15 protein-coding genes are annotated in these 18,612 nt (G+C 52.5%); 3 read left to right on the top strand and 12 right to left on the bottom strand.

The window, feature by feature from the left end; all coding sequences use genetic code 11:
• Positions 1-13 precede the first annotated feature (13 nt).
• The 7 genes from era to AC5L4R_RS02475 form a co-directional block, all read right to left on the bottom strand.
• Complete coding sequence (gene era, locus AC5L4R_RS02505) at positions 14-1,054, bottom strand: GTPase Era (RefSeq protein ID WP_494472233.1); 1,041 nt, start codon at positions 1,052-1,054, stop codon at positions 14-16.
• A 44-nt stretch (positions 1,055-1,098) separates the two neighbouring features.
• The gene (rnc, locus tag AC5L4R_RS02500; protein ID WP_494472232.1) at positions 1,099-1,875 is read right to left on the bottom strand and encodes a ribonuclease III; all 777 of its coding nucleotides are present in this window, start codon (positions 1,873-1,875) and stop codon (positions 1,099-1,101) included.
• Positions 1,876-1,975: 100 nt separating this feature from the next.
• A complete protein-coding gene (locus AC5L4R_RS02495; protein ID WP_494472231.1) occupies positions 1,976-2,383 on the bottom strand; it encodes a DUF4845 domain-containing protein in 408 nt (135 codons plus the stop codon).
• A gap of 114 nt (positions 2,384-2,497) precedes the next feature.
• Positions 2,498-3,403: a signal peptidase I gene (gene lepB, locus AC5L4R_RS02490; RefSeq protein WP_494472230.1), complete on the bottom strand. Its 906-nt coding sequence runs from the start codon at positions 3,401-3,403 to the stop codon at positions 2,498-2,500.
• 80 nt (positions 3,404-3,483) lie between these two features.
• Positions 3,484-5,283, bottom strand: coding sequence for a translation elongation factor 4 (gene lepA / locus AC5L4R_RS02485; protein WP_494472229.1), 1,800 nt, complete (start codon positions 5,281-5,283; stop codon positions 3,484-3,486).
• A gap of 199 nt (positions 5,284-5,482) precedes the next feature.
• Entirely contained in the window at positions 5,483-6,916 is a 1,434-nt protein-coding gene (locus AC5L4R_RS02480; RefSeq protein WP_494472228.1) for a capsule polysaccharide biogenesis protein, read from the bottom strand.
• Positions 6,917-7,098: 182 nt separating this feature from the next.
• Positions 7,099-9,396: a capsule polysaccharide biogenesis protein gene (locus AC5L4R_RS02475; protein ID WP_494472227.1), complete on the bottom strand. Its 2,298-nt coding sequence runs from the start codon at positions 9,394-9,396 to the stop codon at positions 7,099-7,101.
• A gap of 180 nt (positions 9,397-9,576) precedes the next feature.
• Here AC5L4R_RS02475 and ygfZ point away from each other — a divergent pair, with 180 nt between their 5' ends.
• The 3 genes from ygfZ (at position 9,577) to gltX (ending at position 12,945) form a co-directional block, all read left to right on the top strand.
• Entirely contained in the window at positions 9,577-10,308 is a 732-nt protein-coding gene (gene ygfZ / locus AC5L4R_RS02470) for a CAF17-like 4Fe-4S cluster assembly/insertion protein YgfZ (RefSeq protein ID WP_494472226.1), read from the top strand.
• Between the two features lie 74 nt (positions 10,309-10,382).
• Positions 10,383-11,327: a bifunctional Delta(1)-pyrroline-2-carboxylate/Delta(1)-piperideine-2-carboxylate reductase gene (gene lhpI / locus AC5L4R_RS02465; protein ID WP_494472225.1), complete on the top strand. Its 945-nt coding sequence runs from the start codon at positions 10,383-10,385 to the stop codon at positions 11,325-11,327.
• Between the two features lie 109 nt (positions 11,328-11,436).
• Positions 11,437-12,945: a glutamate--tRNA ligase gene (gene gltX, locus AC5L4R_RS02460; RefSeq protein ID WP_494472224.1), complete on the top strand. Its 1,509-nt coding sequence runs from the start codon at positions 11,437-11,439 to the stop codon at positions 12,943-12,945.
• A 97-nt stretch (positions 12,946-13,042) separates the two neighbouring features.
• Here gltX and glmS read toward each other — a convergent pair whose 3' ends face one another.
• The 5 genes from glmS to nusB all read right to left on the bottom strand — a co-directional run bounded on the left by glmS (position 13,043) and on the right by nusB (position 18,612).
• Complete coding sequence (glmS, locus tag AC5L4R_RS02455; RefSeq protein WP_494472223.1) at positions 13,043-14,881, bottom strand: glutamine--fructose-6-phosphate transaminase (isomerizing); 1,839 nt, start codon at positions 14,879-14,881, stop codon at positions 13,043-13,045.
• 99 nt (positions 14,882-14,980) lie between these two features.
• On the bottom strand, positions 14,981-16,354 hold the full coding sequence (gene glmU, locus AC5L4R_RS02450) for a bifunctional UDP-N-acetylglucosamine diphosphorylase/glucosamine-1-phosphate N-acetyltransferase GlmU (RefSeq protein ID WP_494472222.1): 1,374 nt from the start codon (positions 16,352-16,354) through the stop codon (positions 14,981-14,983).
• A gap of 108 nt (positions 16,355-16,462) precedes the next feature.
• Positions 16,463-17,047, bottom strand: a complete 585-nt coding sequence (locus AC5L4R_RS02445; RefSeq protein WP_494472221.1) for a phosphatidylglycerophosphatase A family protein — start codon at positions 17,045-17,047, stop codon at positions 16,463-16,465.
• Between the two features lie 9 nt (positions 17,048-17,056).
• Positions 17,057-18,004 (bottom strand): thiamine-phosphate kinase, encoded by a 948-nt coding sequence (gene thiL / locus AC5L4R_RS02440; protein WP_494472220.1) that lies wholly within the window; start codon positions 18,002-18,004, stop codon positions 17,057-17,059.
• A 77-nt stretch (positions 18,005-18,081) separates the two neighbouring features.
• The gene (gene nusB, locus AC5L4R_RS02435; protein WP_494472219.1) at positions 18,082-18,612 is read right to left on the bottom strand and encodes a transcription antitermination factor NusB; all 531 of its coding nucleotides are present in this window, start codon (positions 18,610-18,612) and stop codon (positions 18,082-18,084) included.

Raw genomic sequence — 18,612 nt, 5'->3', positions numbered from 1 at the left:
ATCGGCACAAGATTTAGTAGCCCAAACTGGTCAAGGCGCGTTCATCATCTGACCAACCTTTTTTGACTTTCACCCACAGGGTCAGCATGATTTTTTTGCCAAACATCTGTTCCATATCTTGCCGCGCTTCAACGCCGATTTGCTTGATTTTTTCACCCTTATCGCCGATGATGATGGCTTTTTGTCCTTGGCGTTCGACAAAAATCGTCGCGTCAATAAATGTCACCGCTTGACGTTGTTTGCCCGTTTTTGGGTCGGTGTGGGCAGGTTCATCTTTGAAGGTGTCAATTTGCACGGTCAAATCGTACGGGATTTCGTCACCTGCGCTGCGCATGATTTTTTCCCGAATCATTTCACTGGCTAAAAAACGTTCTGAGCGGTCAGTGACTTGCTCGGCAGGGAAAATCGGCTCACCTTCAGGTAGATGGCTGGCAATCACATCCAGTAGATTTGTCAAGTTTTGGCCGCGTAGTGCGGAAATCGGCACGATATCGCGGAACACGCCGCTGGCATGGAGTTTATCCATCAGCGGCAGTAGCATGGCTTTGTCTTTGATGGTATCAGCTTTGTTGATGACGGCCACCACAGGCATGGGCAAGTTTTGCAATTTTGCCAGCACCAGCGCGTCATCTTCCACCCATTTAAGCGCGTCGATGACAAACAGCACCACATCAACATCCACCAATGCCGAAGTCGCCGCCTTATTCATGCGCTCATTGATGGCGCGCACGGCGTGGCTATGAATGCCCGGGGTATCGACAAACAACGCCTGCATGCGCGCATCGGTATAAATACCCATGATACGATGGCGTGTGGTCTGTGGCTTGCGTGAGGTGATGGACAATTTTTGCCCAAGTAAGTGGTTCATCAACGTTGATTTACCGACGTTGGGGCGTCCCACAATCGCCACATAACCTGCGCGAAAGCTGTCCGCGCGTACGCTGGTGTTACCGCCCGAAAAAAACGCGCGGATTAAAGCGTTATTGTCGGCTTGGCGTTCGGTCTCGTTTTCGTTGAAAGCTTGTTGCGCGTCGGTCATGGTATTGGCAGTCATTCAGATCAGTTAAATTTTAAGATAAAGGGCAAAAATTTAGCAAACTAACGCTTAGCAGGCAAACGTTCTGCTAGACGCTTGAGCATCAACTCTGCGCCACGCTGCTCAGCGATGCGCCGGCTTTCGCCTTTGGCCGTGACTTGCTCGGTATGGGGCGGCTCAAGGCTGTCATCAACTTGGCAGGCGATGGTAAATACCTGTTCAGGGGCATTGCCTGCGATGTGCAGGGTTTCATAACGCGGCAAGGGTAGCTGATTGGCTTGTAGCAGCTCTTGTAGGCGGCTTTTGGCGTCTTTGATGACAACTTGCTCGCCGATTTCGGTGATAAGCGCGTCAAACCACGTCAAAACACACCCTTTTACCGTGTCAAAACTGCCGCTGTCCAAATAAATCGCGCCGATCAATGCCTCGACGGTGTCGGCTAAAATCGAGGCACGATGTCTGCCACCGCCTTTGCGCTCACCCACGCCCAAAATCAAGTATTCAGACAAACCCAACTGCTTGGCGACAATCACCAAAGTTGCCTCACGCACAAGGCTTGCACGCAAGCGAGTCAATCGCCCCTCGTTGTAATCAGGATAGCGTACAAACAACGCCTCAGCAATAATCGCGCCCAGCAGGGCATCACCCAAAAATTCCAACCGCTCGTAGTTATCATCTGAATCGTATGAGCGGTGCATCAGTGCCAAAATCGGCAAGTTAATATTGGTAAACTGATAACCCAAGCGGTAATACAACGCCGTCAGCCCACGCACCTGTGAGGGCAGTTTTTTGAGGTCAAACTTAGGGATACTGGCAAGGCGGTTGGTTGGGTCGGTCATTGGGTAGATTAAGGCTCGTTATATGCTGTCTGCACGTTGGGTTGATTAAACTTGAATGTCTGACAACCAGTCATTGGCTGGTAGGGTCTGACCACGCTGGTTATTTTTTCGCTGCGTTAGCATCTTCAGCGGTGATGGTGTCATTAAAGCGATTGACGATATCCACATTGCCAAAAAAATTGTTGGCTTCATCGTAGCTGAGCTTGATGGACAGCTCACCGGGTGTGCGGCTGACAAAGCTGATGACATCCTCAGGCTTTTGTCCAAAACCGTTGATGCTCCATTGTGATGCAACGTTGCTCAAAAACGTTCGGTCGGACTCTTTGTTGTCATTGGCCTTTTTAAGCTCCCATGCCAAAGATTTTTTGAGCTGATAATGCCCGATTTGTGCAGGCACAATGCCCAAACCAATTTTGGCACATACAATAATCAGCGCAATTATGACCACCACGCTGGTCACGCTTGCACCGCGCTGGGTACTGGGTAACGCAAGTTGGGGTAACGACATACTCACCTCCACAATGGCTAAAAAATGGCTAAAAAATGGCTAAATCAAACCTGCAATTACACCATTTACCACGCAGTTTTTATGCCAAAGTTTACAACAAACGCCTCTAAATGCTTACTCAATCGCTTTATTACGCCCAAAGGTCGGTAATTGTAACCCAGGGGCTTTGTGCATCCAAATATAGCTGGCTTTACCCGATAAATTTTCATCGGGCACTAAACCCCAAAAACGCCCATCAAAGCTGCGATCACGGTTGTCACCCATGACAAAATACTGTCCTTGTGGTATGGTGATTTGCCAATCTTGCCCACGGCTGGCGATGACCTCGGGTGATTGCTGCGCGACAAACTGCGCTTGTAAGTACCATGGCGTGTTGCCCACATGGCGCGTCAGGTGTGTATGCCCTGCCGCGGGGCTTTCTTGCTGATAGCGCGCTTCAAGCTCTTCTTCTTGCCCCTTTTGCGCAGCTTGCTCGGTGGTCAAAACACCCTCAGCGTCTGATACGCCAGCAGGATACATTTGCGCCACCATGGTAGGGTCGGCGTTATAAGTCACGGGTACGGTCGGCACAGGTTGCCCATTGACCACCAGTTGGCCGTTACGCATCCCCACAGTGTCACCACCCACGCCAATCACGCGTTTGATATAGTACACCTTGGGATTGGGCGGAAAACGAAACACCACCACATCACCGCGCTGGGGGCTGCCGATAGCCACGACTTTGGTGTTGAGTAGCGGCAAGCGCAAACCATACGCGTATTTATTGACGGTGATAAAATCGCCCGTGTACAGCGTCGGTACCATCGATGACGACGGGATATTAAATGGCTCAATGATAAACGAGCGCACCACAAGCACCACCGCCAAAATCGGCAAATACTCATACGCCCAACGCACGATAGCAGGGCTATCTGCCAAGCCGCGCTGTTTTTTAAAGTGCCACAGCGCGATATCGAGCAACCATACGATTGCCAGCCCTAAGGTCAGCGGTACTAAGATGATGTTAAAATCAAAATCCATCACGCGTCTCGTGTGCGTTTATGTCTGTGGTTGGGTCGGTTGGCTCAATGTGTCCTAGCGGTTGCGCAGGCAGTCAAGATTTAGCTATCCACCTGCAACACCGCCAAAAACGCCTCTTGCGGAATCTCAACGCGTCCGACTTGCTTCATGCGCTTTTTGCCTTCTTTTTGCTTGGACAGTAGCTTTTTCTTACGCGACACGTCACCGCCATAACATTTTGCCAACACGTCTTTGCGCAAGGCTTTGACGGTGCTACGCGCAATAATTTGGCTGCCAATCGCCGCTTGAATCGCCACATCAAACATCTGGCGCGGAATCAGCTCTTTCATTTTTTCTACCAGTTGATTGCCGCGATACCGCGCTTGATCAACGTGGCAAATCATCGCCAAGGCATCGACTTTTTCGCCATTGATTAAGACATCGACTTTGACCAACTTATCACGCTCAAAACGCTCAAAGCTGTAATCCAGCGAGGCAAAGCCGCGCGACACCGATTTTAAGCGGTCAAAAAAATCCATGACCACCTCGCCCATCGGGATATCAAAGGTTAGCTGCACTTGCTGCCCCATAAACTTCATATCCACCTGCACGCCGCGCCGTTCAATGCACAGCGTCATGACGTTGCCCAGATAGTCGGGCGGCACAAGGATATTACAGCGCGCAATCGGCTCACGAAACTCATCAATCGTGCCAACATCGGGTAATTTTGATGGGTTGTCAATATGGATGATGTCGCCGTTTTTCTTTTTAATTTCGTAAATCACCGTCGGGGCGGTGGTAATCAAGTCCAAGTCATACTCGCGCTCAAGGCGTTCTTGGATGATTTCCATGTGCAGCATCCCCAAAAAGCCGCAACGAAAGCCAAAACCCAGCGCGTCTGAGGTGTCAGGTTCAAAAAACAAGGCCGCATCATTGATTTGTAGCTTTTGTAATGCCTCGCGAAAGCTCTCAAAATCTGCCGAATCCACAGGAAATAGCCCTGCGTACACCTGCGGCTTGACCTTTTGAAACCCTGGGATGCTCTCAACATCGGGCGTTTTGGCGTGGGTGATGGTGTCACCCACGGGCGCACCACCGATATCTTTGATCCCTGCGATGACAAAACCGACCTCGCCTGCCTCAAGCACGTCGGTTTCTAGCGACTTGGGCGTAAACACCCCGATGGATGAGACAGGGTAGCTCATCTTGGTCGATTTGATGTAGATTTTGTCGTTTTTTCGAAGCACGCCTTGGCGCACGCGCACAAGTGACACCACGCCCAGATAGTTATCAAACCATGAATCAATGATCAAAGCTTGCAAAGGCGCGTCACGATCGCCCGTTGGGGCAGGGATTTTCTCGACAATCGCTTGTAGCAGCTCATCCACCCCAAAGCCTGTTTTGGCGGACACACGCGGCGCGTCAATCGCCTCAATGCCGATGATGTCTTCAATCTCTTGAATCACACGCTCAGGATCAACCTGCGGCAAGTCGATTTTATTGAGCACGGGCAACACCTCAAGCCCTTGCTCAATCGCGGTGTAGCAGTTGGCAACCGACTGCGCCTCCACGCCCTGTGCGGCATCCACGACCAACAGCGCGCCCTCACACGCCGCCAACGAGCGCGACACTTCATACGAAAAATCGACGTGCCCAGGGGTGTCAATGAAGTTAAACTGATAACGCTCACCGTTAGGATGGTCATAGTGCAGCGTCACCGACTGCGCCTTGATGGTAATCCCACGCTCTCGTTCAATATCCATCGAATCAAGCACTTGCGCTTGCATTTCACGCTCTTGCAAGCCACCGCACATCTGGATGATGCGGTCAGCCAACGTTGATTTGCCGTGGTCAATGTGGGCAATGATGGAAAAGTTGCGAATATTAGATAATGCTGTCACGATGTCCTGTCACGTGCCCAAGCCCAAGGCTTATAGGCTAAAAAAGATAAAAACCAAACAAACGTTAAGAAAAAATGAACGCCAAAACACAGACGCTAATCTGCGGTATTGTAACGCATTTTTACCCCGTCGGCTAATATTTCAATCGGTTATCAAAACACGTTTTGTTGGGCTGGGCAAACCCATGACGCACGGCTGGCTAGACAGGTTTGGTCGCATCGTGTGGTTGCGCGGCAGATGGTGGCGCGTTGGCGGCTTGTGCATTGGTGAGCGGCGTTGTGGTGGCTGGTGTGGTGGTAAGTGTGCTGGGCGTTTGTAACGCAGGCGATAAATTCGGCTGCATCCGTGATGGCTTGGCAGGTGATGGCTGTACAGCCGCTTGGTGGCTGGCAGCTTGCATGGTGGCTGGCTGATTTGCGCCAGCTTGGTTTGCCAATTGGTTTGCCAAATAACGCCCCATCCACGGCGAATCGCCATAAAACGAGCCATTCAACTGGGTTTGCTCAATCAGATATTCGCGAAAACGCTGATAAAAATCTTGGTCGGGCGGCATCGGATGTTGCCAAAAGCCGTCTAATGGCTGCTGGTCGGTCAGTTGCGGTACATTATAAATCGCGCGCCCCATGACCTTGGTCGGGCGGTTATGGTAAATCGACTGTAGCCCCGTGGTGCTGTTAATCGTCACCATACCCAAGCTATCACGAATCAGCGTCGGTAGATGCATGTCGCAACCATAATGCACACGCCCCGTGATACCCAGCTTCTTTGCCAACATAGCAATCAGCGCGCCATAATGCCGATGGGCCCGATCAAGCGGATGATGCTTAAACACCAAATGCAAATCACACGGCGCGTGCTGGGCAAAGCTTGTCATCACCTCATCAATAAACACCGTGATATCGGCATAATCACTGTGAAAGGTGATTTGCGAATCGTTGTACACCTGCAGGCTGACCAAAAAATACCGCTGAACCAAACTTTCATGCAAGCGGCGCTGCAAGCGTTTGTCAGGTAAATAGTGGTACGCCTTGCGCACGGGAGCTTTAAGCCACGTGATGCCCTCTTGCCATGCCGTCATACCGCGATAATGCGTGTAATGCGGAAATTCATCCTGCTTGGCACGCGCCACAATATAATACACAATCGCCGCCAAGCACAGTTTATAAAAACGGTTGTGCGTCGGTAGCGGCTTATCATTGGCTTTTTGTAGCTGCTTGATGACACGCAAATCCAACTGCGAATAGCCATTGATGCCGTCTTGCTGCAAGGTGATATAATCAGGGCGCAAATAGCCTTCTTCAAAAACAAAAAACGCCGTCCCCAGCCGTCGGCACACCGCCCCTGCAACCGCATGATGCGGACGGCAATCACCAAAACACACCACCGCGCCGATGGCTTGGCTGTGCAACAAATCCGTCAAATAACCATCAAAATCCGCCAGTGTGCCTGCGTAATTGTACACGCGCTCACGATGGCGGTAAAAAAACGCATCACCAGCGTTGAGGTTGATTTTGCTGACCTCGATGCCTTGGGTGTGCAAAAAACTGGCAAAACGGCTAAAAAACGACCCCATCTTGCCCTGAATGAGCAAGACGCGTTGGTGGGTTAAAAGTCGTTCTAACGATGCCGTCATCGTGAATCCTTGGCGCTAAGCTTGGGCGGCAATAGGCGGGTTTGCGCGGTGGCTTAGCGGCTGTTATTGCATTACTTTTTGGCTAAAAACGCGTCATTATACGCATTTTAGGGCGCGTTGTCTGCTGGTGCAATCAGCCCACCTTATCAGTCGCCGCTGGCTGAGCCCATACACAAGCCATGCTAACGCAAACGTTGGCGTAGCTGCATAAATTTTTTTGCCAATGGCTGTTTGAGGTGGCGCAGTTGCTGGCTAAGCTGTGACAAGCCGTGCGCACCCGTTGGCAGCTGGTCGTTGGTTTTTGCTTGGTACAAATACGCAATCACATCCTCAACCTGCGCCAGTCCAAAACCATTTGGCACACGGTATAGCGGATAGTCAATCAGCGTGACATACACCAACTGCGACAAGCTCAAAGGTTGGCTGCGCTTGCGTCGGGCGTAAGCGCGTTGTGCCGCAGCACCCGTGGCACGGTCATCGGTCAAGCCAAACCCTGCATAAAACGGCACGCCATAGCACGTCACGTCAAGCCCGCGTAACAACGCCTCAAAGCCCGTCAAAGAGCTTATTGTGTGCACTTCATCGACCGCCGCCAAACACGCAGGCATGGCGATATCAGTGACGACTTGGTCAGCAAAGTGCTCAAGTGCCTGCGCCTCAATCTGCCCTGTGCGCAGGCCTGCCTGCACATCAGGGTGCGGTTTATAGATGATATAAGCGTCTGGGTTGGCAGCGCGCACCCGTTCAAGTAAGGCGCGGTTGGTGCGGATATCACTGGCGCAGCACTGCACAGACATATCGTCCTCTACCTGCCCCACCACCAAAAGCGTGCGCTGATGCGGTGCAGCATGGGTGATAACGGTTTGTTTAGCACCAACATTGTACTTACTGACTTGTTGGGCAAGTAGCGTGTCAATCAGCGCGGCGGTACGCGCAGATTGCATGGGCGTTAAATCGGTTTGGGTAACCAGTCGATGCTCCAAATCGCTTGTGGTGGTGGCATCATAATAAATCCCACGGCCATCTAACACCACCGACAACGGTGCAATCAGACTTGCGCCTAGCCCCGTTGAGCGGATAAAGCCATCTTCCATACACCAAATCCGCGCATGGGGTAGCTGGCGCTGTCGTTCGCGGCGTTTGGCAATGCCCCAGACGATGATATCATGGGCGGCATACAGCTGCTTTTGTGCCGCGCGCTGCTTAACGCGCTGCCATAGCGCGAACGGCTTGGCCGCACCGCGCAGGCTTGGTGCAGGTTTTGATTTGGCAATAAAATACAGCTTACTGCCCGTACTTGCCAAAAACGCACGCACAAAACCGTACTTCCAACGGCTAAACGCATACACCGTCACCTCACGTGGCAAACGGTCACGCCACGCACGGTTGGTCGTTAGCCAATCAATCACTTGCTTGATATCACACGCTTGCCCTGTGGCAGGATTGGCATAATAACTGTAGCGCACATAGGCAGCATGGAACAAATCATCCAGCACTCTAGGCTTGCCAACGCGTTGCGCGCGCCTTGCGGTAGCCGCGCGATACAGTGGCTGCATCGTGTGATGCGCAAGATAACTATCATCGGTCAGCCCCCAACCTGCATACCACGCCACGCCAAAGCAGTGCACGCGCTTACCAAGCATCAATGCTTCAAAACCCATCTGTGAGCTAACCGTGCACACCGCATCCATGTTTGCCAACAATTCTAGCGGATTAACGGCTTGTTGAATCACGCCCACTTCAGGCGGTAGGGTCAGCGCTGTCAAATAGCCTGCCTTGCCTGCAGGGTGCGCCTTGACCCACAGTTTGGCGGTTGGATACCGCTTGCGTGCGCCGGCCAGCATATCAGCAAATGTCTGTGCGGTTGCCCCTGCCCCTGTCACCGACTGGTCGCCTGCCACTTGGTCGATAAGTAAGACATTGCACGCGCTGGCCTCAATGCCAAGCCCACCGAGCGTATTTGTGGCAGCGGTTGGATTGTATTTGGATAAATGCGCCATCACGATACGCTCACGCAGCGCTTGCGCGTCGGCGCGTTGGGCGGCGGTTAAATCGCTTGCCGCAACCAACTGCTCAAGATACGAGGGCGCATGCGCATCAAAATACACCCCAATCGGGTCAATCACCACGCTACAGCCATAGCGCTGCGTTGTACCACTGCCAAGCCCACGTAAAAAGCCATCTTCCAGTGTCAAAACAGGCAGTCCCTGCTGCGCGGCAAATCGAGCAGCGCGACGGTAGCTTTTTTTGCGCCCCCAGCCCATCATCGCATGCACATCCGCGGACGGTCGCCTAACAGGTAATACAGGAAACACACGCGTCACCACAACCGCGCGCTGACAATACGCTTGCAAAAACGCGCCCAACAGCGCATTGTTGTGCGTGATTCCGCGCCCAACCACGCCCAACACCAACGGCTTGTCTGCATTGGCTGGCGGTGATGATAACTTGGTATTTGGTAAAAAAGGTTGAACGCTCATCGTAAATACTATCAAAAAACCATGCCGTTAGTATAGCAAACCTTGCTGACGCGCGCTTGTGTGTTGCGCGGTGATTTACCTTGCCGCAGGGCTTGTAATTAACAGGCAGTGACCAAACCATTTTAGCAAGCTAGGCATAAATTTTGCTAAAATTCGACGAATATTGATAAGGATAAAGCCATGACGGATTTTTGCGTGATGACGCTGACAGGCGAGCAGGCGGCGAAGTTTTTACAAGGGCAAGTGACTTGTGATGTCGATAAACTCACCGCGGCCACCTTTCAGCCAACAGCGATTAGCAACCTAAAAGGACGGGTGGACTTTGGTGTGTGGCTCAAGCGCATCGATGACACGGCATTTGACATCGTGCTAAGCGCCGATTGTGCCGCCGACTTTGCCCAACACATCAAAAAATACGGCGCGTTTTCCAAAGTCATTTTATCGCAGGCAAAGCCCATCTATCCTGTTGTGGTTGAGGGCGTGCCAACGTTTAGCCGTACCGATATGGGCGACTCACTTGCCGATTGGCAAGCACGCAGCATCGCGCAGGGCAATTACTGGCTGACCCAGCCGACGCGTGGGCTGTTCCAGCCGCAGGCGTTGCGCCTGCATCAGCGCGCTGGGGTGGATTATGACAAGGGCTGTTATTTGGGGCAAGAGATTATCGCGCGGCTATGGTTTAAGGCAAGCCCCAAGGCATGGCTGCATCGCGTGACAGGTGACGGCACGCCACCCGACGCAGGCGCGATATTGGGTGAAGAGGTGGCGGTGGTCAATGCCGTTGCCCAATCTGACAGCGTCAATACGTTTGAGGCATTGGTCGTTGCGCGCCCCGATGCTATCGCAGCGGCAGGCTTGAGCGCACTGGCATTGCCTGAGCCGTTGCAGCAGCCTGTTGGGCGACAAGTTTAAGATTACGCTAAGCTTAATGTTACAACGACACATATTATAACGACGCAAAGGTAACGTCATCAAAAAGCACAACCATGCAGATTTTTACCGCCGAGCAAACCGCCGCCGCCTTACCTTACCCTGCGCTGATGGACGCGATTAAAGCCATGTTTGTGCAAGGCTGTGTCGTGCCGCGTCGTCATCATCACGCCATCGACAGCAGCGACGCAGGTGCAACCTTGCTTATCATGCCTGCTTGGCAGCGTGACCGCTATCTGGGCATCAAACAGGTAACGATTTATCCTGAAAATAGCCAAAAGCACCGTCTGGCAGGGCTGTTTTCGACTTATACCTTGTTTGACGCGCACAACGGTATGCCGCTGGCGGTCATTGATGGTAACACCATCACCAATCGGCGGACGGCAGCAGCGTCGGTACTGGCGGCGACCTTTTTGGCACGGCGCGATAGCCAGCGTTTGCTGATTGTCGGTGCAGGCAATGTGGCACGCGAGCTTGCGCCTGCGTATGCAGCCGCATTTAATCTTACACGCGTGCAGGTATGGAACAAAACCCATGCCAAAGCCGTCACGCTTGCCAATGACTTGTGCGCACAAGGTTTTTATGCCGAGGCGGTGAGCGATTTGGCAGCCGCGGTGGCAGATAATGACATCATCAGCTGCGCAACGCTCTCCACCGCGCCGCTGGTTGAGCGCGCGTGGGTGCAAGCAGGCAGTCATGTTGATTTAATCGGCGGCTTTACGCCGACCATGCGCGAGTCTGATGACGCGCTGTTTGGCGATACATCGGTATTCATTGATACCGCTGAGGCGTTGGATAAAGCAGGCGATTTACTGTTGCCGATACAGGCAGGCATTTTGACGCGCGAGCAGGTGCAAGCCGACTTAATAACGTTGTGCCGACAGCAACATCACGGACGCACCCATGATGATGACATCACGGTGTATAAAGCCGTTGGCAACGCGGCAGAGGATTTAGCCGCCGCGATGTTGGTGTATGCCAACGCCAAGCCCACGGCTTAAGGCGCGCTATTTTGCACGTTTTGCTCTGCTTTTTAACGCTTTTTGCCCAAAGTCAATGCTGATTTGGCTATAATAGCCGTAATATTTTTTTGTTAAAAAGAGTTTAGCCATGACCGCCGCTGTTCGCACCCGTATCGCCCCTAGCCCCACTGGTTTCCCGCACGTTGGCACTGCGTATATTGCCTTGTTTAATTTGGCATTTGCCAAAACACACGGCGGTGAGTTTATTTTGCGTATTGAGGATACCGACCAAGCGCGTTCGACCGTGCAATCTGAGCGCATGATTTTGGACGCGCTGCGTTGGGTGGGGTTAGACTGGGCAGAAGGCCCCGATGTGGGCGGGCCACACGCGCCTTATCGACAAAGTGAACGCCGTGAGATTTACCAAGCCCACGCTCAGCAATTATTGGACGCAGGTCATGCGTTTCGCTGTTTTTGTACGCCCAGCGAGCTTGATGCCATGCGCGCCGAGCAGATGGCACGCGGTGAGACCCCACGCTACGACGGGCGTTGGGCGCATGTCAGCCGCGAGGAGTCTGACCGCCTAGCCGCTGAGGGCAAGCCATTTGTCATCCGTATGCGCGTGCCCGATGAGGGGGTGTGCCGCTTTCATGACCTGCTGCGCGGTGAGATTGAAATTCCGTGGGCGCAAGTCGATATGCAAGTGCTGCTAAAAACCGATGGCTTGCCAACCTACCACCTTGCCAATGTCGTCGATGACCACTTGATGCAAATCACCCATGTGATTCGGGGTGAAGAATGGCTCAGCTCCGCGCCCAAACACCAGTTGTTGTACCAGTATTTTGGCTGGCAAATGCCTGTGTTGTGCCACATGCCGCTGCTGCGCAATCCCGACAAGTCCAAGCTATCCAAACGCAAAAACCCCACCTCCATCACCTACTACCGTGATGCAGGCGTATTGCCCGAGGCGCTGCTCAATTACTTGGCGCGAATGGGCTATTCATTGCCAAATGAAGCAGAAAAATTCACCTTAGAGGAATTGATTGCCACATTTGACATCACGCGTGTGTCATTGGGTGGGCCGATTTTTGATGTAGAAAAATTGACATGGCTCAACGGCGAGTGGCTGCGCGCGCTAACACCTGAGCAGCTTGCCGATAAAATCCTTGGCTGGGCAAATCGCAGCAACAACTTGGCCGCCATTGCACAAGCGATTCAGCCGCGGATTAATCTGTTGTCTGACGCGGTGAATTGGGCAGGGTTTTATTTTCAAAATCTACCCACTATCAGTGCAGCAGACTTTGACCACAAGGTGCTATCCACCGAGCAAATCGTTGAAGTGCTACAACTGGCACAGTGGCAGCTTGAGGCGTTGCCTGAGTGGACAGAAAGCAACATTCAAACCGTGCTTAGCAATTTAGCAGGTGCGCTGGGCATCAAGCTGCGCGATATGATGGCGCCATTTTTTATCGCCATTGCTGGCAGTAAAGCCAGTACGCCTGTGATGAACTCCATGTTTTTGATTGGTGCGGACATGACTCTACAACGCCTGCGCCACGCCATCGAGGTATTGGGCGGTGTGAGCAAAAAACAGCTAAAAACGCTAGAAAAACGTCACCAAGCGTTGGGCAGTTTGTGGCAGACCAAAGCCGAATAACTTGGCTATCCCATTCGACCATCTCGGCCATTTTTTCCTAGACCAAAAAGCCTAGCGTTTGATAGATAGGCTTTTTTGGCGATAGATTTAAACTGGCTTACTCCACCGTCACACTTTTTGCCAAGTTACGTGGTTTATCCACATCCGTGCCTTTTGCCAAGGCGGTGTGATACGCCAACAATTGCACAGGGATGGTATGCACAATCGGTGATAAAATACCTGCGTGGCGCGGTGTGCGGATGACATGCACGCCCTCACTGGCGGTGTACTCGCTGTCTAAATCGGTGAACACAAACAGCTCACCGCCGCGTGCCGCGACTTCTTGCATATTGGCTTTAACCTTGTCTAGCAGGCTGTCGTTGGGCGCGATGACGACGACGGGCATGTTTTCATCGACCAATGCCAACGGGCCGTGCTTTAGCTCGCCTGCAGGATACGCTTCGGCATGAATATAGGTGATTTCTTTGAGTTTTAACGCACCTTCAAGGGCGATTGGGTAGTGAATACCACGTCCCAAAAATAGGCTACTGGGCTTACTGGCAAATTGCGCTGCCCACCCGATGATTTGCGGCTCAAGGTTCAGCGCGTGCTGAATACTGCCTGCCACTTGGCGCAATTCTTCGGTAAATTGGGCCTCTTGCTTGGCATCGACCACACCGCGCAACTTGCCCAACGTGACCGCCAAGCCAAACAACGCAATGAGCTGCGTGGTAAACGCCTTGGTTGAGGCAACGCCGATTTCTGCCCCTGCGCGGGTGTAAAACACCAGTTCGCTTTCACGCGGCAATGCCGATTCCATGACGTTACAAATTGACAGGCTGTGCCGATGCCCCAATGCCTTGGCGTATTTGAGCGCTTCGAGGGTGTCGAGTGTTTCGCCCGATTGTGAAATGGTGATAATCAGCGTATCGGGGTCGGCAATGACGGGGCGGTAGCGGTATTCGCTGGCAATTTCAACATCACAGGGTAGCCGCGCGATGTCCTCCAGCCAGTATTTGGCGGTCAAACCTGCATAATACGACGTGCCACACGCCAAAATCTTGATACCACGAATCTGACCAAACACTGCCGCCGCTTGCTCGCCAAAGTTGGCAGGGATAAAACCTGAATTCATAAACACCTCGGTGGTGTCGATGATGGCTTTGGGCTGCTCGTGGATTTCTTTTTGCATAAAATGCGTGTAAGGGCCAAGCTCAAGCGATGCCAATGACACTTGTGAGGTTTTGACCAGTCTCTCGGTAGGCTGCCCGTCTTTATTCACCAAACGCTCGACACCATCGGCGGATAATAGCGCCATATCACCATCTTCTAGGTACATGATATCACGGGTAAATGCCACCACCGCTGAGACATCTGAGGCGACAAACACCTCCTGTTCGCCACAGCCGATCAACAGCGGACAGCCCATGCGCGCGACCACCATTTGATCGGGCAAGTCGGCAGCAATGACCGCAATGGCATACGCGCCATGAAAACTTGCGCACGCTGTTTGCACCGCGGCAAACAAATCTTTGCCGTTGCTGACGTATTGCTGGTGCACGCTGTGGGCAATGACTTCACTGTCGGTTTGTGAGGTGAAAACATAGCCTGCGGCCTGCAAGCGTTCGCGCTCGGCTTCAAAGTTTTCAATAATACCGTTATGCACCACGCAAATTAAGTCATTGGATAGGTGTGGATGGGCGTTGGGTTCGGTCACACCGCCATGCGTTGCCCAGCGTGTATGCCCCACCCCCGTGCTGCCCGTCAAGCCCATTGCTTGCGCGGCTTGGGCGGTCAAGGCCACGCGTCCAACACGGCGCACGCGCTCAATACCTGCCGCGGTCTGCACGGCGATGCCTGCTGAGTCATAGCCGCGATACTCAAGCCGCTTGAGCCCATCGGTCAAAAAATCCACGACATTGGCATGACGACGTATGCTACCGACGATACCGCACATAGGTTTTCCCTTATATCAACTGTCAAAAAAAATCAAGATGATGAAAATTACACTAAATTCGATTGGCTAAATGCCTGCCCATCATGGCGCGGCTGCTCGCTACGTTTTATGGGGGCGCTGCCACCGCGCCACGGTCACTTGTCTTGCCCGTGCCAAGGTGAGTTTATCGGCAGGCGCGGCTTGGGTAATCACCGAACCTGCGCCAATCGTCGCGCCTGCGCCAATTTGGACGGGAGCAACAAGGCTTGAATTGCTGCCGATAAACGCACCGTCACCGATTTGGGTTTGTGATTTGTTCACGCCATCGTAGTTACAAGTAATCGTGCCTGCGCCGATATTAACCTGACTGCCAATTGTCGCATCACCGACATAGCTTAGATGATTGACCTTACTGCCTGTGCCGATTTGCGCCTTTTTGGTTTCAACAAAGTTGCCGATTTTGACCCCATCGGCAAGCTTGGTTGCGGGGCGCAAATGGGCAAATGGGCCGATATCCACACCAGCGCCGATGGTGGCTTGATGGATGACGCAATACGGCTTGAGATGACACGCCGTGCCAATGCGGCTATCACCAATCACACAGCCTGCTTCAATGTACACATTATCACCAAGCTGCACATCGCCTTCAAACACAACATTGATATCAATAAACACATCGCGCCCAACACTTAGCGTGCCGCGAATATCCACGCGGCTAGGGTCAGCAAACTGTACGCCTTGCCGCTGCAGCTGCTCGACTTGATGGTTTTGGTAACGCCGCTCAAGCCGCGCTAGCTGAATGCGGTCATTTACGCCCTCAACCTCAAAGTCAAAACGCGGCGCAACCGTTGCCACCGTCACACCATCGGCGATTGCCATTTGGACGATATCGGTTAAATAATACTCGCCTTGGGCATTGTGATTGCTAAGTTTTGGCAAAAATTGCTGCAAAATCGCATTATCAATCAAGTAGATACCGCTGTTGATTTCTTGGATTTGTTTTTGCTCGGGCGTGGCATCTTTTTCTTCAATAATACCCATCACTTTGCCTGTGGCATCGCGCACAATCCGCCCAAGTCCAAACGGGTTGTCCAATGCCAAGGTGACCATCGCCAGCTGGCTATCGCTGTCAATCAGCTGCTGCAAGGTATCTTGCCCAATCAGCGGCACATCGCCCGATAAAATCAGACTTTTGCCTGTGGTTGGCAAATGCGGCAAAGTCATTTGCACCGCATGCCCTGTCCCCAGCTGCTCGGCTTGCTCGACCCATGCTAGCGTGCCATCTTGCACCGTATCATCAGCAAACGCGGCCTTAACCTGCTCACCACCAAAACCGTACACCACGATGATTCGCTCACTGCCCAACCGCTTAGCGGTGTCAAGCACATGGCGCAATAGCGGCTTACCGCCCAGTGTTTGCAGCACTTTGGGGCGGCTTGATTGCATCCGCGTGCCTTTGCCTGCCGCCATGATGATCGTGGTTAGGTTTTGCATAAACTTTCCTTGCGTGTTTAAAATTAAATTCCGTACCGTTAAATTTTTAACTGTATTTCAAAAATTCCTAAAATTTATTGAAAAAACTTTTGGCAAGAATATTAACCATCAGTAAGCAAATATTAGCAACCACCACACAATAGCCGCCATGATTCCTGCCAGCACATCATCAATCAAAATACCAAAACCGCCCGATACATTTTTATCCACCCATTTAATCGGAAACGGCTTTAAGATATCAAACAGGCGAAACAGAATAAACGCTATCAGCAAATGAATCCATTGCCACATGCCAAACCATGTATCAATCCGATAATGGCTCATGTTGTTAAACGGGTCAAATTGATAACAGTATTTTAACGACAACAGCGTCACCCACATACCGACCCATTCATCAAACACGATATGCGGGTCATCGTGCACGCCCATCAAATCCGACGTTTTGCCGCAAATATAACTGCCGACCACCCCCCCAAAAATCGTCACCGCCAAAAATCCCCAAAAACCCAGCCACATCAGAGGGATAGCGACCAGCAAGCCGCCCACTGTGCCCCACGTGCCTGCCGCGCGTTTGGGCACGCCTGACCCAAGCCCAATGCCAAGCCAATAAATCGCCTTCTCCCACGCGGTGGCGGTAGGCGGACACGGGGGACAAGGGTTGGCGCTGCGTACGTCGGGCTTGTGGTTGGTCATGGATATACCCTAAAAATGCTGCCAGCCTTGCACGCTAAAATCGACCGTTTTGCCTTGATAAATCAACTGCAAATTATCGTTGTGTTTGGGCACGATGATTTCACCAATCGGGTAAATTTGCTGGCTAAATTCAGTAAAATTGCGCTCAAATTGCGCCAATTTGGCAGGCGCGATGGTAAAGCACAACTGATAATCATCGCCGCCGTTGAGCTGATGTTGCCATCTTTCGGCATTGGGCAGGTTTTGTAACAACCGATGCGCGGGGATAGCGGCTAAATCCAGCCTTGCGCCCACCTCACTTGCCGCCAAAATATGCCCCAAATCCTGCGCCAAACCATCGGATATATCAATCATACTGCTGGCAAAACCGCGCAAGGCTTGCCCCAATTTGACCTGAGGCATGGGCAAATCCAGCGCATTTTGCAAGTCAGACGACTTACCCTGTAATACTTGCTGCAAAGCAAAACTTGCCGAGCCCATATCACCGCTGACACACACCATATCGCCAACTTGCGCCCCACGGCGGCAAATTGCCTGCCCTTTTGGCACCCAGCCCAAGGCAGTCACGCTGATGGTTAAAGTGTCGGATTGGGTGGTATCGCCGCCAATCAGCTGCACGCCAAACTGCCGACCTATCGCGCCCAAACCACGGCTAAATTCACCAAGCCACGCCTCATCCGCTGCTGGCAGACTTAAGCCCAGCAATAGCGCGTACGGGGTCGCGCCCATCGCCGCAAGGTCAGACAAATTCACCGCCACCGCTTTGTGACCAATGCTAAATGGGTCAGCCGACGGCAAAAAATGCCGCCCTGCCACCAACGTATCCAAGCAGCTAACCAGCTGACAGCCTGTGGGTGGGTGGCTGATGGCCGCGTCATCACCCATGCCCAGCACGGTATCACGGTGCGCCTCAGTGGCGGCAGCAAAATGACGGGCGATTAACGAGAATTCAGACATGGCAAAGGGCGACAAACAGGGCGTTATTCGGCAGATAGGCTTTGGTGCTGGTCATGCGGCTGGACTTGTCCCGTGGCTTAGGTTTGGGTTTGGGCTTGGGTTTGGTCATCGGCAGCGGGTGGGTTTTGCGCTTTTTTGGCATCTGCTGCAACCTCTGGCTGGCGCAAGTCTTTGGCAACTTTATCCATCACCACATGTATCAGCTTGTAGCCATCGGATGAACCAAAATGGCTGTTAAGCTGCAATGCCTCATCAATCACCACTTTATAGGGCACTTCAAAGCGGTATTTCATCTCATACGTGCCGACCAACAACACGGCTTGTTCAACCTTATCAAGGCGCGACCAATCGCGGTCAAGCACGCCGCTGATATAGTCAATCAGCTCATCACTTTGGGCAATGATTTGGCTGATTAGCTCATGATAATAGCCCAAATGCACGGTATGCATGGCGTTTTCGCTGCGCGTGTGGGCTTCAATCTCATGCGCAGGGTTGCCCGTCATCAGCCACTCGTACAACCCCTGCACGGTAAAACGCCGCGCCTTACGAATCGCGGTCAGGCTGGTTTTGTAGTTGAGGGCTTCGCGTTGTGGTTCGGTGTCGCTCAT

The sequence above is a fragment of the Faucicola sp. SE7633 genome (assembly GCF_059264685.1).
The sequence above is the reverse complement of the archived record's forward strand: the minus strand, read 5'-3'. Positions and strand labels throughout refer to the sequence as shown.